Origin of the sequence: Allobosea sp. FBZP-16, assembly GCF_002831785.1 — a bacterium.
In the GTDB taxonomy this organism is placed as follows: domain Bacteria; phylum Pseudomonadota; class Alphaproteobacteria; order Rhizobiales; family Beijerinckiaceae; genus Allobosea; species Allobosea lupini.
The window spans coordinates 104,425-120,663 of record NZ_LNCQ01000032.1 but is presented as its reverse complement, the minus strand read 5'-3'; the positions used below and the strand labels follow the sequence as shown (position 1 = coordinate 120,663).

Sequence of the window (16,239 nt, the reverse complement as noted above, 5' to 3'; positions counted from 1 at the left end):
AGACTTCTGGTTTGCCGCCACTTTCGCGGCGCCAGTGTGCCCTGTCGATCGAAACCGGCTGCACCATTGGGGCAGCCGGTGGCCGTTGCCGCGAGCCGGCCGATCACTCGGCTGGGGTGAGGAGCGGCTCGTCGAGCAGGTCCGGCAGCTTGCCGCTGAGGGCGGCCTGGAGCTGATCCTGGTCGAGCTCGCCCTCCCAGCGGGCCACCACGATCGTCGCGACAGCGTTGCCGATGAAGTTGGTGACGGCGCGGCATTCCGACATGAAGCGGTCGATGCCGAGGATCAGCGCCATGCCGGCGACCGGCACAGCGGGGACGACGGAGAGGGTGGCAGCAAGCGTGATGAAGCCCGCACCGGTGATGCCGGCCGCGCCCTTCGAGCTCAGCATGGCGACGAGCAGCAAGAGGATCTGGTCGCCGAGCGGCAGGTGGATGTCCATCGCCTGGGCGATGAACAGCGCCGCCAGCGTCATGTAGATGTTGGTGCCGTCGAGATTGAACGAGTAGCCGGTGGGCACCACCAGGCCGACGACCGAGCGCTTGCAGCCTGCGGCCTCCATCTTCTCCATCAGGGTCGGCAGCGCCGCTTCCGACGAGGAGGTGCCGATCACCAGCAGGATCTCCTCCTTGATGTAGCGGATCAGCGCCAGGATCGAGAAGCCGTTATAGCGAGCGACGGCGCCGAGCACGACGAAGACAAAGATCGCCGAGGTCAGGTAGAAGGTGCCGATCAGCATCGCGAGGTTGGCGACGGAGCCGATGCCGTAGCGGCCGATGGTGAAGGCCATGGCGCCGAACGCGCCGAGCGGGGCGGCCTTCATCAAGATCGCGACCAGCTTGAAGATCGGGATCGACAGCGTCTGCAGGAAGTCGGTCACCGGCTTGGCGCGCTCGCCGACCAGCGAGAGCGACAGGCCGAACAGGACCGAGAAGAACAGCACCTGCAGGATGTCGCCGGAGGCGAAGGCGCCGACGATCGTGTTCGGAATGATGTTCTGCAGGAAGCCGACGATGCTGGAGTCATGCGCCTGGGTGGCGTAGCCCTGCACCGACTTCGCATCGAGGCTGGCCGGGTTGATGTGCAGGCCACTGCCCGGCTGGACCAGGTTGCCGACCACGAGCCCTACAATGAGCGCCAGCGTCGAGAAGGTCAGGAAGTAGATCATCGCCTTGCCGGCGACGCGCCCGACCTTCTGCATGTCGCTCATCCCGGCGATACCGGTCGAGACGGTCAGGAAGATCACCGGCGCTATGATCATCTTCACCAGCTTGATGAAGGCGTCGCCGAGCGGCTTGAGCGCCGCGCCCTGCTCAGGCCAGAAATGTCCGAGCAAGATGCCGGCCGCGATAGCCGCGAGCACCTGCACATAGAGATGCTGGTAGAATTTCCGGGGACGAGCCGGCTGGGCCGGCGCCTTGTCAAGCGTGATCGCCATGGTTTCCTCCTTGGGGCCTAGCTCGCGGGTTCTTGCTGTTCTCGACGCCGCTACTGCCAGGTTGGCAATCGCCGTGCCAGCTTCGGATTTTAGGATTGATCTAGCAATTTCAGTGATTTGCGAGGTATTCACGTGGACCGGGCTTGGACGTGGTGGCGATCGTCCGCACGGGGATGGCTTGATTTGTGCGAAAATCCGCACATGATGGCGCATGAGCAACATCCCGTCGGATGAGCGTGATCGCCGGGGCGCCAGGCGCCGCGTCTGGATCGTCTTCGTGCTCATGGTCGTGGCGATCGCCACCGGCGGCTTGCTGGGCGCGGGCGATGCTGGCCGCACCCGCGCCATCGCGGCGATGCGCAACCGCGCTGCGGATGCCGGCACGCTGGCGCTCGCCATCCTGCGCGGCGAGCTGGAGAAGCAGCGCGCGCTGCCGGTGATCCTGGCGCGGGACCCGGATGTGCGCTCGGCGCTGAGAGGCGGCGACACCCACGCGCTAGACCTCAAGCTGGAGGCGATCGCCCGCGAGACCCGCGCGGCGGTCATCTATGTGCTGGGGAAGGATGGCGTCGCGATCGCGGCCAGCAATTGGCGGGAGCCGACGAGCTTCGTCGGCAACGACTATGCGTTCCGGGACTATTTCAGCGGCGCGGTTTCAGGCGGGACCGCGGAGCAGTTCGCGCTCGGCACGGTCAGCAAGCGTCCCGGCCTCTACATCACCAGCCGCGTCGACGATGGCGGGGACCAGCTCGGCGTCGTCGTGGTCAAAATCGAGTTCGATCAGGTCGAGGCCGACTGGCGAGCGCTGGGTGGCCAGACCTATGCCGTCGACCGACGTGGCGTCGTGCTCATCTCTACCGTGACCGATTGGCGCTTCCAGACGGAGGTCGCGCTCGCACCGCAGACGGCAGCGGAAATCCGACAATCGCTGCAATTCGGCGCAGCGCCGCTGACGCTGCTGCCGTTGCGGCGGGATGGCGAGATCGTGCGCGGCACGGGCGCTGCGGCGGGCACGCATGTCGCCTCGCGCAGCCCCGTCCCAACCACGAACTGGCAGCTCGAGGTGCTGATGCCGGTCAGCGCAGCGATCCGTGACGAGCAGGTCCGCCTGCAGACACTGGTCGCGCTCGTGCTCATGCCCGGCGCCGCCCTTGGTGCATTTGCGCTGCGGCGGCGCCAGGTCAATCTCGCCCGCCGCGATGCCGAGGCAAAGGTCAAGGCCGAGTTGGAGCGGCGCGTAGCGGAGCGTACGCTTGCGCTGGCGGGCGCGAACGACCGGCTTGTCGAAGAGATCGCGGAACGCGCGAGGACGCAGGAACGGCTGTCCGATGCGCGCGAAGAGCTGGCGAAGGCCAATCGCCTGGCGACGCTCGGCCAGGTCACGGCCGGTGTCGCCCATGAGATCAACCAGCCGCTTGCCGCGATGCGCACCTATGCCGAGAACGCCCGCGCCTTCATCGGCAGAGCCGATGCCGCTGGCGCGGATGGCGCGCTGGTCAAGGTCGTGGGGCTGACCGAGCGGATCGGCGCCATCACCGAGACGCTGCGTGGCTTCGCCCGGCGCGGCGGCGGGCCGCATGGGCCGGTCGATCTTGGCGAGGCGATCGACGGCGCGCTGATGATCCTCGACGCCGCGCTGCGCCATGCCGGCGTCGCTCCGAAGCTGCCCGCGCCGGCAGAACCGGTCTTCGTGCTCGCCCGGCTGGTCGAGCTGGAGCAGGTCCTGGTCAACCTGATGCGCAATGCGATCGAGGCCATGGCGGACGCGCAGCACGGGCGCGCGCCGAAGCTCACCATCGATGTCGCGATCCGGGGAGAGCAAGTCGACATCGCCATCAGCGACAACGGGCCGGGCCTCGACGAGGCCGCGCTCGCCGCGCTCTTCGCGCCGTTCCGCACCACCAAGCCGCGCGGTCTCGGTCTCGGCCTGGTGATCTCGCAGGACATCGTCACCTCCTTCGGCGGCACGCTCTCCGCGACCAGCCGCCCCGGCGAGGGCAGCACCTTCACGATCAGCCTGAAGAGAGCCGCATGAGTGCTCCTGCCAGCGACCAGAGCGCCATCGAGGTCGCCTTCGTCGACGACGATCCGGACCTGCGCGATGCCAACGCCCAGGCGCTGCGGCTCGCCGGCTTTGCTGCCGTCCCGCTCGCCTCGGCCCAGGCGGCGCTCGACCGCATCGGCCCGGACTATGCCGGCGTCGTCGTCACCGATGTGCGCATGCCCGGCATGGACGGCATCGAGCTCTTCCGGCGCCTGCGGATGCTCGACGCCGACATTCCGGTGGTGGTGATCTCCGGCCACGCCGATGTCGCCATGGCGGTCGAGGCGATGAGCGAAGGCGCCTACGACTTTATCGCCAAGCCCTATTCCAGCAATCGCCTGGTCGAGACCCTGAGGCGCGCAGTCGAGAAGCGCGCGCTCGTTCTCGAAAACAGACGGCTTCGCTCGCTCGCGGCAGGGCCGGGCGACGAGACCGCGCTGCTGGGCGAGGCGCCGGCGATCGTCCGCCTGCGCCAGGCCATTCGCGACCTCGCCGATGTCGATGTCGACGTGCTCGTCCTGGGCGAGACCGGCACCGGCAAGGAGGTCGTCGCCAACCTGCTGCACCAGCAGGGCCGTCGCCGCGGCAGGCCCTTCGTCGCGCTGAATTGCGGGGCGCTGCCGGAGAGCGTGATCGAAAGCGAACTGTTCGGCTACGAGGCCGGCGCCTTCACCGGTGCCCAGAAGAAGCGCGTCGGCCGCATCGAGCATTCCAGCGGCGGCACGCTCTTCCTCGACGAGCTGGAAAGCATGCCGCCGGCGGCGCAGGTCAAGCTGCTGCGGGTGCTCGAGGGGCGCGAGATCTCGCCGCTCGGCTCGAACGAGCGCCGCCGGGTGGATCTGCGCGTCGTCGCCGCGAGCAAGCTCGATCTCGGCGATCCGTCTCAGCGCGGCGATTTCCGCGAAGATCTGTTCTATCGCCTCAATGTCGTCACCTTGCGGATCCCGCCGCTGCGCGAGCGCCGTCGCGACGTGCCCTTGCTCTTCGCCCAGTTCCTCGCCCGTGCGGCGCGCAAATACGGGCGCGGCGTGCCGGCTCTGGATCGCAGCGTCGAGCGCCATCTCGTCGAGAACGCCTGGACCGGCAATGTCCGCGAGCTCGTCCATTTCGCCGAGCGGGTGGCGCTCGGTCTTGTCGCCGACCTGCCGGCGGCTCCCGTCCAGGGCGAGGTGGCGGCGACGAGCCTGCCCGAGCGCCTGAACATGATCGAGGCCAACCTGATCCGGGAAGCTCTGGAGGCCAATCGCGGCAATGTCCGTGCGACCCTCGAGATGCTCGGCATCCCGCGCAAGACATTCTACGACAAGCTTGCCCGCTACGGCATCGACCGCGCCTCGTATGCCGCCACGGAGTAGAGATTCACGGTAGCTTCGTTTTTGAAGTCCGCTTTCCGGCAATGCGTCAATGTCTGGTTATGGCGCCTGCCACTGCTTACTCCGGCACCCGTTGCATGCAACGGCTGGCTTGGGAACGGCTGGGAATGACCGAGGTCACTCAAGCAGCATCCGGCATCTGCGCGAGCAGCTTGTCGAGCGTTATAGGATAGTCGCGCACACGTACTCCGGTCGCGTTATAGATGGCATTGGCCACTGCCGCACCAACCCCGCAGATGCCGAGTTCGCCCACCCCCTTCGCCTTCATCGGTGAGGACATCGGGTCGGTCTCGTCCAGGAACACCACGTCCTGATGCGGGATGTCGGCATGCACCGGAACCTCGTAGCCGGCAAGGTCGTGGTTGACGAAGAAGCCGCGGCGCTTGTCGACCGCCAGTTCCTCCATCAGCGCCGCGCCTACCCCCATGGTCATCGCGCCGATGACTTGGCTGCGCGCCGTCTTCGGGTTGAGGATGCGCCCGGCCGCGCAAACCGCCAGCATGCGCCTGACCCGCGTCTCAGCCGTGGCCACATCGACGCCGACCTCGACGAAATGCGCGCCAAAGGTGGACTGCTGATGCGTTTCGTCGAGATCGCCATATTCGATCGTGTCCTCGCCTGTCAGCGGCCCTGCCTGCGCGGCGCTCGCCAAGGGCAGGCTTCGATTGCCGGCCTTCACTTCACCGCCCGAGAACACCGCCTCGGTAGAGTTGATGCCGAGCTTCTGCGCGATGGCCTCGCGCAGCTTGACACAGGCGGCATAGACGCCGGCGGTCGAGCTGTTGCCACCCCATTGGCCGCCGGACCCCGCCGAGACGGGAAAGTCGGAATCACCCAGCTTGACCACGACCTTGTCGAGCCCGACGCCAAGCATCTCGGCCGCGGTCTGGCCGATGATGGTGTAGCTGCCGGTGCCGATATCGGTCATGTCGGTCTCGACCGTGACGATGCCGTTGGCATCGAGGCTGACGCGTGCGCCGGACTTCATCACCAGATTGTTACGGAAGGCCGCCGCGACGCCGATGCCGACCAGCCAGTTGCCATCGCGAACCTCGCCTGGCCGCGCCGAGCGGCGCGACCAGCCGAAGCGCTCGGCCCCCACCTTGAAGCACTCGTCGAGGCGCCGCATCGAAAACGGCCGCTCGGGCTTTTCAGGATCGACCTGCGTGTCGTTGAGCAGGCGGAAGGCGATCGGATCCAGCTCGAGCTTCTCCGCCATCTCGTCCATCGCCATTTCGAGCGCCATCAGGCCGGGGGCCTCGCCGGGTGCACGCATGGCGTTGCCTTCCGGAAGGTCGAGTTCGGCCAGGCGCATCGCCGTCATCCGGTTGGCGCCCGCGTAGAGCAGCCGGGTCTGCTGCACCGCGACCTCGGGCCCGCCGCCTTTCAGATCGCCCGACCAGCTCTCATGGCCGATCGCCGTGATCTTCCCCTCCTTCGTCGCGCCGAGGCGTATACGCTGGATCGTGGCAGGTCGATGGGTGGTGTTGTTCATCATCAGCGGGCGCGTCAGAGCGACCTTGACCGGCCGCCTGGCCGCCCGCGCACCCAGCGCCGCCAGCAGCACATCAGCCCGCAGGAACAGCTTGCCGCCGAAGCCCCCGCCGATGAAGGGCGAGACGATGCGGATGTTCTGCTTGGGGATACCGAGGGTCGTCGCCATGTCGGTGACGCCCCAGGCGACCATCTGGTTGGCGGTCCAGAGCGTCAGCTTATCGCCCTTCCAGGCGGCAAGCGTCGCATGCGGCTCCATCATCGCATGGCTCTCGTCGGGGGTCGCATAGATCTCGTCGAGCTTCACCGGCGCAGTCGCGAAGGCGCCTGCGAAATCGCCGACATGGGTATCGTCGAGGCTGGGATCGTCGCCCTCGGGCTTGACGGCCTTATCCTTTGCCGCCTTGAGGTCGAAGGCACCCTTGGCGGCCGCATACTCCACCCTGATCAGGCTGGCCGCAGCGCGTGCCTGCTCGAAGCTCTCTGCCACCACCAGCGCCACCGCCTGATGGTAATGCTCCACTTCGGGCCCCGCCAGCAGGCGGGCAGTGTTGCGCTTGCCCTTCTTCAGAGCGCCGGCTTCCTTCGCCGTCACTACGGCGAGCACGCCCGGAGCCTTGCGCGCAGCGTCGAGATCGATCGAAGCGATCCGGCCCTTGGCGATGCCGGCGCCCAGCACATAGCCATAGGCCTGGTTCGGCACGACATCGTGCTGCTCATAGGCATAGCGCGCGGTGCCGGTGACCTTGCGGGCGCCGTCGATGCGGTCATGCGGCTGACCGACCACCTGCAGGCGGTCAATCGGATTGTCGGTAGCGGGCTTGTCGAATTTCATGGCCTAGCCCTTTGCTTGCGCCAGCACCGCGTCGAGCGTGCGCTCAACCAGCGGCAGCTTGAATGCGTTCTCATCGGTCGGTTTGGCCCCCGCGAGCATGGCCGCCGCAGCCGCCTTCGCCCCGCGAGGCAGTTCGGCCTCCGCCTTCTCGACGCGCCAGGGCTTGGGTGCGACGCCGCCGAGCGCGATCCTGCCGGTGCCATCGCGCTGCACGATGGCAGCGACGGATATCAGAGCGAAGGCATAGGAAGCCCGATCGCGCACTTTGCGGTAGATTTGCGTGCCACCGACAGGCTTGGGCAGCGTCACAGCAGTGATCAACTCGCCCTTCTCCAGCGCCGTCTCGAGATGCGGGGTGTTGCCCGGCAGGCGGTGCAAATCCGCTACGGGGATCGAGCGGGATGAGCGATCCGGCTTCACCGTTTCGACCGTGGCGTCGAGCGCGCGCATCGCAACGGCCATGTCGGAGGGATGCGTCGCAATGCAGGCATCACTGACGCCGATCACTCCCAGCTGTCGCGAGAACCCACCGATCGCCGAGCAGCCGCTGCCCGGCTGGCGTTTGTTGCAGGGCTGCGCAGTGTCGTAGAAATAGGGGCAACGTGTCCGCTGCAGCAGGTTACCGGCCGTGGTGGCCCGATTGCGCAATTGCCCGGACGCACCGGCCAGCAGAGCGCGCGACAGGATGGCATAGTCGCGCCGCACTCGCTCATCTGCCGCAAGAGCGGTGTTGCGCACGAGCGCGCCGATGCGCAGGCCGCCATCCGAGGTCGGCTCGATCTTGTCGAGGCCGAGCCCGTTGACGTCGATCAGGTGAGTCGGGACCTCGATCTGGAGCTTCATGAGGTCCAGCAGATTCGTGCCACCCGCGATAAACTTGGCGCCGGGGCTCTTCGCCGCAGCCGCTGCGGCCTCGGCAGGCGAGCCTGCCTTTTCGTAGGAGAATGCCCTCATCCTAGCCTCCCGCCACGTCGGTCATCGCTTCGACGATGTTCGAATACGCGCCGCAGCGGCAGATATTGCCGCTCATCCGCTCACGGATTTCGGCGTCGGTCGCCGTCATGGCGCCGGTCAGATCGGCGCTGACATGGCTGGGAATGCCTGCCTTGATCTCTTCCAGGACAGCGACGCCGGAGCAGATCTGGCCGGGCGTGCAGTAACCGCACTGGAAGCCGTCATGCTTCACGAAAGCCGCCTGCATCGGGTGCAGGTTATCGACGCCGCCCAGCCCTTCGATGGTGGTGACCTCAGCGCCCTGGTTCATGATCGCCAGCGTCAAACAGGAATTGATCCGCTGTCCGTCGACGAGCACCGTACAAGCGCCGCATTGACCGTGATCGCAGCCCTTCTTGGTGCCTGTCAGGTGAAGGTGCTCGCGCAGCGCATCCAGCAGCGTCGTGCGCGTATCGAGTTCGAGCTGGTGGCGTCGGCCATTCACGCTGAACGAGACCTCGCTCAGCACCGGCTTTCCGACCGGTGCCGGCTGCGCCCGGGTACCTGTAGCAGCGGCCGAAAAGGCGGCGCAGGCACCGGCGACGACCATCAGGTCACGCCGGTTCATTTCCAATTCTCTGGGAGTTGGCATATCCGCCTCCGATTTCGACAAGTCGCAGTTGGTACCCGCTCCCGAGCCAGCTGCATTTGCAAAGGAGAACGGCCGAAGCGGCGGGTAGTTCATTCTCATTCTAAAATGCCGCAAACACGAGATCGTCAGCGCTTGTGAATCGTTCGATCAAAGGATTGGTGTGCGAGACTCACCCCATTGAGAACGTCTGCCGTCCTGCACGGGTTGAATGTCAGCTTGGGCGCTTCGCAACAGCGCGACTGTCCCGCGTCAAGGACATTGGGTTGATCAGCTTCGCAATTGGGCGCAGGACGAAACTCACCAACCCTGGCCGGATTCCTTCCGCTCACCCTCCTGGCCGTGATCAGGCTCGGAACGGCAGTGTCGCCCCCCGACGGCGTCTCAAACATCGGCAATGGGCGCATTTGCACCCCGGCTGAGATGGTTCCTCGGCAATCTAGGTTTGCTGAGGTCGTTGCTTGTTGCGCTGCGGCTGGAACAGCGAAGCGCCCTTCACGACAAGGAGCAGCGCGAAGGTCAGGACGATGATGACGAACGCGGCGGCCGCGATGGCGGGGCTGATGTTCTCGCGCAGCGAGGCGAACATCTGGCGCGCCATGGTCGTCTGGTTTGGCCCGGCGACGAAAAGCGTGATCACGACCTCGTCGAGCGAGGTCGCGAAGGCGAAGACCGCGCCGGTGAGAATGCCGGGCATCGCCAGCGGAAGAGTGACATTGCGGAAGACCGCCGTTGGCGGCGCACCCAGGCTCGAAGCCGCCTTTTCCAGAGCCGGGTCGATGCTCGCAAGCGAGCCCGAGACGTTGACCAGCACGAACGGCACGCACAGCACCGCATGGGCGACGATCACGCCGAGATAGCTGCTCGCCAGGCCCATGCGGGCGTAGAGGATCTGCATGCCGACGCCGAGCACGACGGCCGGTACCACCATCGGCAGCAGGAAGATCGAACGCAGCACGCCGGAAAACGGCACGAGCTCGCGCCGCAGGCCGAGCGCCGCGAGCGTTCCAACCACCGTGGACAGAACCGTCGCGCCGGAGCCGATGATCAGCGAATTGACGATCGAGCGCTTCCAGGCATCGCTCGTCGCCAGCGTCTCGAACCAGCGTAGTGAGGGACCGCTCATCGGATAGGTCAGAAAGACGCTGTCGGTGAAGGCGAGCGGCAGGATCGCGACCAGAGGCAGCAGCAGGAACGCCACCACCAGTGCTGCGAAAGCCAGCCGCACCGCGCCGAAGGCGAGCGCGCCGGGCGTACCCGGAAGGTTTGGCGAAGCCGCGCTCATGCCTGCCCCAGGGGCGTGCGCGAGAGCCGGCCATAGACGATGTAGAGCAGGGTCGTCGGCACCAGCAGGAAGAGGCCGAGCGCGCCGGCCATCCCCCAATTGGCGGTGCCGGTCGCGTAGAAGGCGATGACGGAGGAGATCATCTGGTCGCCGGCGCCGCCGGTCAGCGCCGGCGTGATGTAGTAGCCGAGCGCCACCATGAAGACGAGCAGCGAGCCCGAGAGCAGGCCGGGCATCGCCAGCGGCAGCAGGACATGGCGGAAAGCCTGCCAGGGGCGGGCTCCGAGCGCGGCCGCCGCCGGCATCAGGTTGCGCGGGATCGCGATCAGGCTGGCATAGATCGGCAGCACCATGAAGGGCAGCAGCACATGCGTCATGGCGATCAGCACGCCGGTGCGGTTGTAGATCAGGGGCAGCGAGGCATCGATCAGGCCGAGCGCCTTCAGGATCTGGTTGATCAGCCCCTGGTCCTGCAGGAGGATCATCCAGGCGGCCGTGCGGACCAGCAACGAGGTCCAGAGCGGCAGCAGAACCGCCAGCAGCAGAAAATTGCGCTTCCAGCCGCCAAGGCTCGCCGCCAGCATGGCGAAGGGCAGCCCGATCGCGGCGCAGGCCAAAGTCACCTGGGCGGCGATGATAAAGGTCCGCAGCATGATCGCACGGTTGACCGCCATGTCCGGCGCGACATGCGCGATCGTGCCGTCATCGCCGCGCTTCAGATCGACGGCCGCGAGCAGGTTGGCGTCCGTATAGGCCGGCATGCCGCGCTTCAGCGCGAGCCAGAAGGGCGGCTGGCTCCAGCGCGGATCGATGCTCTCGAGCTTCGGGGTGGCGTCGGCACCGGCATTGCGCAGTGCCGTCACGGTGCGCGGCAGCAAGGTGCGGAAGCCGGCCTGCTGACTGTTCAGGCTGCGCACGGCGTCGCCGAACACCTCCTGCACGACCTCGGCGCGCAGATCCTGGATCAGCGCCGCCTGAACGTCCGGAGACGGCAGGCCGTCGCCGTTCCACTGCGCGATCGCCACGGCCGTGGCCGGAAAAGCGAGGCGCACCGTGCCGCCCTGCACAGACGTCGCGATCATCATCCAGAGCGGCCAGATGAAGAACAGGCCGAGGAAGACGATCAGCGGCAGGACGAGGAGCGACGCCTTCAGGCGCGCAATGGTCATGGCGCCACCAGCGTGCAATCGTCGCGGTTGAAGCTGGCGAAAGCCTGTGAGCCGACCGGCAGCACGACATCGCGGCGCCCGGCCTTGGCGACGAGCCGCTGGCCCTGACAGGAGAGATGCACGCGGACATGGTCGCCATGGTAGACGTCATCCTCGACCGTGACCGGCAGCGCGTTCAGGACTGCCGGGTCGTCGCCGAGATGCAGCATTTCCGGCCGGATCGAGACGAGGGCCGGGCTGCCGATGGCAAAGCCGTCCGGCGCCGCACAGGAGATCGAGCCGCCATTGGCAAGGACGACCGTGGCAACGCCGTCCGTCCGGGCTGAGACGGTGCCTGCGAGCAGGTTGGTCTCGCCGATGAATTCGGCGACGAAGCGCGTGCGTGGACGGTCATAGAGGCCCGACGGCGTATCGAGCTGCTCGATCTTGCCGCGATTCAGCACCGCGACGCGATCGGACATGGTGAGCGCCTCGCCCTGGTCATGGGTCACGAAGATGACGGTCAGGCCGAGCTTGCGGTGCAGCTCGCGGATCTCGAGCTGCATGTGCTCGCGCAGCTGCTTGTCGAGCGCGCTCAGCGGCTCGTCCATCAGCACGACTTTCGGCTCGTAGACGATCGAGCGCGAGAGAGCGATGCGCTGCTGCTGGCCGCCTGATAGCTGCGCGGGCTTGCGATCCTGGAGATGGCCGAGCTGGACGAGATCGAGCGCGCGTGTCACCCGCGCCTCGCGCTCAGCCTTGCCGACACCGCGCATCTTCAGCGGGAAAGCGATGTTCTCCGCCACGGTCATATGCGGGAAGAGCGCGTAATTCTGGAACACCACGCCCATATCGCGCTTGTAGGGCGGCAGCCGTTCGACGCGCTTGCCATCGACATGGATCGCGCCGCCCGTCGGCGCCTCGAACCCGGCCAGCATCATCAGCAGCGTGGTCTTGCCCGAGCCGGACGGGCCGAGCAGGCTGACGAATTCGCCCTGGCCGACATGAAGGTCGAGCGCGTCGACGACCTTGGCTGTTCCGAACGCCTTGCTGACGTTCTCGAACTGGATGAACGCTGCCGAACCGGGCAAATGGAAGTCCTTCACCTGAATGGCTGGCGCGCAGCGCCAGCCATTGTGACCACAGGTCTCGGTTGCGCCAAGCCTTAGGGCCCGGACTACTTGCCGAGCCAGGCGTTGAAGCGCTTGGTCAGGTCCTCGATGTTGTCGTTCCAGAAGTCGATGTCGATCGAGATCGCGCCCGCGAGATTGGCGGGCGAGGTCGGCAGATCAGCGGCAAGATCGGCCGGCACTGCTGCGGCAGCAGCCTTGTTGGGCAGGCCATAGGCGATGTCCTGCGGCAGCTTCGACTGGTTTTCCGGCAGGCTGGCGAAGGCGATGAAATCCATCGCCGCATCCTTGTTCGGGCTGCCCTTCAGGATGACCCAGCTGTCGACGGCATAGATGCTGCCGGGCCAGACGGTCTTGAACTTGGTGCCCTCGGTCTTGTTGATGCCGGTGATGCGGCCGTTATAGGCCGAGGTCATCACGACCTGGCCGGATTTCAGGAGCTGCAGCGGCTGGGCGCCGGACTCCCACCAGATCATGTCGCCCTTGATCTCGTCGAGCTTCTTGAAGGCGCGATCGACGCCGCCGGCGGCCCGCAGGGTCGCGTAGACGTCCTTGGCAGCGACGCCATCGGCCATCAGGGCGAATTCCAGGGCGTATTTGGGGCCGCGGCGCAGGGCGCGCTTGCCCGGAAACTTCTTGGTGTCCCAGAAATCGGCCCAGGAGGTCGGCGCGGTCTTCAGCTTGTCGGAATCATAGGACAGCATCGTCGACCAGACGATGGCGCCGACGCCGCAATCACTGACCGCACTGTCGAGGAACTTGTCCTTGCCGCCGAGCTTGGCCCAGTCGATCTTCTCGTAGATGCCGTCGGCGCAGCCGATCGCGAGCTCGTCGGCCTCGACCTGCACGGCATCCCAGTTCGGCACGCCAGCCTTGACCTTGGCCTGCACGACGCCGACGCCGCCATCCCAGGATTCGTCGAGCACGGGCTTACCGGTCTTCTCGGCGAAGGGCTTGAAATAGATCTTGCGCTGGGCGTCCTGATAGTTGCCGCCCCAGGACACGACGGTGAGGTCACGCGCGGAAGCCGCCCCGAAAGCGGACAGCACCAACCCCGCCGCAAGACCGGCGGAGCCTATCACCTGTTTGAAACTGGCCATGTTGGTCTCCCTGTGTTGCCGCCTCGGAATTCGCCCCTCGCGAAGGCCGAACCAGTCCTTGCCGATCATTGGAACCTCGATCGCATTGTCGCGCCAGAGGCCCTGCAGACCTGTCGGTCGAATTCAGGCACCGATCTCCTGCAGCAATTGCGCGGGAGCCAGCCGCAGGGCGGCGGCGCGACGATGGCCCTCCAGCCCCTCGCTGGCGCTCTGGCGCATGGCAGGCGGCGCGACGGCCGCGACACCGCGCTCGTCCAGCCATTGATGCGTGCAGGTCTTGAGATAGGAGCCGACCCAGAGGCCGCCGGTATAGCGCCCCGCAGCCATGGTCGGCAGCGTGTGGTTGGTGCCGCAGCACTTGTCGGAATAGACCACGCTGGCGGCGACACCGATGAAGATCGAGCCGTAATTGCGCAGTTTCCCGGCAGTGGCCCGGGCGTCGCTTGTGTGGACCTCGAGATGCTCGGCGGCGATATGGTCGGAATAGGCCAGCATCGCCGCCTCGTCTGCGCAGAGGACGATCTCGCCATAGTCGCGCCAGGCCTCTGCCGCCACGCCGGCGGTCGAAAGGTTGCCGAGTTGGCGTTCGACCTCGGCCAGCGTCGCCTCGGCGAGTGCGCGGTCGGTCGTGATCAGGCCGACGCGGGTGCGCACGTCATGCTCCGCCTGGGCCAGAAGGTCGACCGCGATGGTGATGGCGTCGCCTGTCTCGTCTGCGACGATGAAGATCTCGCTGGGGCCGGCGAGTTGGTCGATGCCGACGAGCCCGAAGACCTGGCGCTTGGCCTCGTTCACATAGGCGTTGCCGGGCCCGACGATCTTGTCGACCGCCGGGATGCTCTCGGTGCCGAAGGCCATGGCAGCGATCGCCTGCGCACCGCCGACGCGGAAGATGCGGTCGGCGCCGGAAAGATGGCAGCCGGCGATCATCGCCTGGTGCGCTCCCGGCGGCAGGCAGGCGATGACCTCGTCGCATCCGGCGACCTTGGCCGGGACGATCGTCATGATCGGCGCCGACAGCAGCGGGTAGCGCCCGCCGGGCACATAGGCGCCGACGCGGGCGATCGGGATGATGCGATGCCCGAGATGCAGGCCGGGCAGCGGCTCGACATCGAGCGGCAGGATCGTGTCGCGCTGCGCCTGGGCGAACGATCGCACGCGTTCGATCGCGAATTCAGTGTCGGCGCGGGTCTGTGGGTCCAGCGCCGCGACGGCCTCTTCGCGCTCCCTGGCACTGACCTCGAACGTCTCGATCTCGACCTTGTCGAACCGGCGGGAATAGTCGCGCAGCGCCGCGTCCCCGGATTGGCGGACTGCGTCGAGGATCTGCTTCACCGTCGCCTCGACCGGGGCATTGTCGCTCCATGCGCTGCGGCCGGGCTGCTTGATGTATGTCAGCCGGCTTGCAAGCTGTGGGTCGAGTTTCGTCATGAAGGTCCGCCTGGGTCTTGGGGAAGCGCTGACATTGACGGCGCTTCCGGTACAGCACGCAAGACGGCGCGGCACTCGTGTTGAGGATATTCACCGTTCGCTCTAGATGTGCGGGCTGACAAAGGGGCATTCGGAGGCGAAGGGCGATCATGAAAATCGGCGACAGGCTGCGCGAATTGCGCTCGCGCCGCAAACTGAGCGTGCGTGCGGTCGCGCTGCGGTCCGGGATCTCGCATTCCTCGATTTCGCTGATCGAGCGCGATCTGATCAGCCCGTCGCTCGACACGCTGCACGCCGTCCTCGACGCGCTCGGCACGACTCTATCGGGCTTTTTTCTGGATTTTCAGACTGTGTCGCCGCCGAATCCGTTCTGCCGCGCAGCAGACATGACAGAGATCGGCCGGGTCGACGCCATATCCTATCGCGTCATCGGATCGGGCTTTCCCAACCGATCAATGCTGATGCTGCACGAAACCTATGCTCCGGGGGCCGACACAGGCGAGGCCTTCTCCCATTCGGCCCAGGAAGGCGGCATGGTCATCCGCGGAGCGGTCGAGGTGACCGTTGCCGGCCGGACATCGATCCTGGAGCCCGGAGATGGTTATTATTTCGACAGCCGGGAACCACACCGTTTCCGCAATGCCTCGAAGGAGCAGAGCGAAATCGTAAGCGCGATCACGCCCCCCACCTACTAGGGAGGCTGGCTCGAACCCGCTGATGCAGCGGGGGCCTACGGCATCGCTGCTTTCCCACATCCGGGCGCAAGCCTTCTCAAAACCCAGCTCAGCGCGTTCGTGCACCGATGGCCTATCGCGTCGTCTGCCGGGGGGCCCTTCGCTAACGGTCCGCCTGGCCAACGCGTCCGTCTGCTGACCGAAACGGAGGCAGCACGGGCCGCTCGATGACCTGACGGAGTGCGAAGCTTGATTGGATCCGCGCGACGTGCGGCAGTCGGGACAATTGCGTCTTGTGAACATGCTCGAAGTCCTCGACGTCTCGGGCGACGACAGTGAGCAGATAATCGTCCTCTCCCGACATCAGGAAGCACCTCAGAACCGAGGGGCATTTTGCAACGGCCTTTTCGAACGCAGACAGGGCGTCTTCACTCTGGCTGTTCAGAGCCAATCTGATGATGACGGTTACCCCTAGACCAAGCACCTTCTGGCTCAATCGTGCGTGATAGCCGACGATCACGCCTTCCTCCTCCAGCGCGCGTTGTCGTCGGGCGACTGCTGTGGCGGACAAGCCGATGCGCTCGGCAAGCTTGATATGGCTTGCACGGCCATCTTCCACGAGTTCGGATAAAAGGATGCGCGACAGATTATCGAGAGCCATGTTGCTGCGTTCCTGCGGCCACGGTCAATCTTACGCACGATACT

General features: G+C 66.2%; 13 protein-coding genes. 3 read left to right on the top strand and 10 right to left on the bottom strand.

Annotated features, from left to right (window positions below; translation table 11 throughout):
- Nucleotides 1-103 precede the first annotated feature (103 nt).
- Complete coding sequence (locus CXY91_RS17205) at nucleotides 104-1,438, bottom strand: dicarboxylate/amino acid:cation symporter (protein WP_100962492.1); 1,335 nt, start codon at nucleotides 1,436-1,438, stop codon at nucleotides 104-106.
- Nucleotides 1,439-1,649: 211 nt separating this feature from the next.
- Here CXY91_RS17205 and CXY91_RS17200 point away from each other — a divergent pair, with 211 nt between their 5' ends.
- Together CXY91_RS17200 and CXY91_RS17195 are read left to right on the top strand one after the other, a co-directional pair.
- Nucleotides 1,650-3,473, top strand: a complete 1,824-nt coding sequence (locus CXY91_RS17200; protein ID WP_100962491.1) for a sensor histidine kinase — start codon at nucleotides 1,650-1,652, stop codon at nucleotides 3,471-3,473.
- The gene (locus tag CXY91_RS17195) at nucleotides 3,470-4,837 is read left to right on the top strand and encodes a sigma-54-dependent transcriptional regulator (protein ID WP_100962490.1); all 1,368 of its coding nucleotides are present in this window, start codon (nucleotides 3,470-3,472) and stop codon (nucleotides 4,835-4,837) included. Before CXY91_RS17200 ends, CXY91_RS17195 begins: the two co-directional genes overlap by 4 nt.
- Before the next feature lie 139 nt (nucleotides 4,838-4,976).
- Here CXY91_RS17195 and paoC read toward each other — a convergent pair whose 3' ends face one another.
- The 8 genes from paoC to hisD all read right to left on the bottom strand — a co-directional run bounded on the left by paoC (nucleotide 4,977) and on the right by hisD (nucleotide 14,860).
- Entirely contained in the window at nucleotides 4,977-7,184 is a 2,208-nt protein-coding gene (gene paoC, locus CXY91_RS17190) for an aldehyde oxidoreductase molybdenum-binding subunit PaoC (protein WP_100962489.1), read from the bottom strand.
- 3 nt (nucleotides 7,185-7,187) lie between these two features.
- The gene (locus CXY91_RS17185; RefSeq protein WP_100962488.1) at nucleotides 7,188-8,138 is read right to left on the bottom strand and encodes an FAD binding domain-containing protein; all 951 of its coding nucleotides are present in this window, start codon (nucleotides 8,136-8,138) and stop codon (nucleotides 7,188-7,190) included.
- Nucleotide 8,139: 1 nt separating this feature from the next.
- Nucleotides 8,140-8,769 (bottom strand): aldehyde dehydrogenase iron-sulfur subunit PaoA, encoded by a 630-nt coding sequence (gene paoA, locus CXY91_RS17180; RefSeq protein WP_100962487.1) that lies wholly within the window; start codon nucleotides 8,767-8,769, stop codon nucleotides 8,140-8,142.
- 436 nt (nucleotides 8,770-9,205) lie between these two features.
- Nucleotides 9,206-10,051 carry an ABC transporter permease gene (locus tag CXY91_RS17175; protein WP_100962486.1) on the bottom strand — a complete coding sequence of 282 codons (846 nt, stop codon included), beginning with the start codon at nucleotides 10,049-10,051 and terminating at the stop codon, nucleotides 9,206-9,208.
- Nucleotides 10,048-11,220, bottom strand: a complete 1,173-nt coding sequence (locus tag CXY91_RS17170; RefSeq protein ID WP_100962485.1) for an ABC transporter permease — start codon at nucleotides 11,218-11,220, stop codon at nucleotides 10,048-10,050. The genes CXY91_RS17175 and CXY91_RS17170 overlap by 4 nt, the downstream gene beginning before the upstream one ends.
- On the bottom strand, nucleotides 11,217-12,290 hold the full coding sequence (locus CXY91_RS17165) for an ABC transporter ATP-binding protein (RefSeq protein ID WP_100962734.1): 1,074 nt from the start codon (nucleotides 12,288-12,290) through the stop codon (nucleotides 11,217-11,219). The genes CXY91_RS17170 and CXY91_RS17165 overlap by 4 nt, the downstream gene beginning before the upstream one ends.
- An 86-nt stretch (nucleotides 12,291-12,376) precedes the next feature.
- A complete protein-coding gene (locus tag CXY91_RS17160) occupies nucleotides 12,377-13,429 on the bottom strand; it encodes an ABC transporter substrate-binding protein (RefSeq protein WP_100962733.1) in 1,053 nt (350 codons plus the stop codon).
- A 123-nt stretch (nucleotides 13,430-13,552) separates the two neighbouring features.
- Nucleotides 13,553-14,860: a histidinol dehydrogenase gene (gene hisD, locus CXY91_RS17155; RefSeq protein ID WP_100962484.1), complete on the bottom strand. Its 1,308-nt coding sequence runs from the start codon at nucleotides 14,858-14,860 to the stop codon at nucleotides 13,553-13,555.
- Between the two features lie 146 nt (nucleotides 14,861-15,006).
- Here hisD and CXY91_RS17150 point away from each other — a divergent pair, with 146 nt between their 5' ends.
- Nucleotides 15,007-15,555, top strand: a complete 549-nt coding sequence (locus CXY91_RS17150; protein WP_091841672.1) for a cupin domain-containing protein — start codon at nucleotides 15,007-15,009, stop codon at nucleotides 15,553-15,555.
- A 142-nt stretch (nucleotides 15,556-15,697) separates the two neighbouring features.
- Here CXY91_RS17150 and CXY91_RS17145 read toward each other — a convergent pair whose 3' ends face one another.
- Entirely contained in the window at nucleotides 15,698-16,195 is a 498-nt protein-coding gene (locus CXY91_RS17145; RefSeq protein WP_100962483.1) for an Lrp/AsnC family transcriptional regulator, read from the bottom strand.
- Between the last annotated feature and the right edge of the window lie 44 nt (nucleotides 16,196-16,239).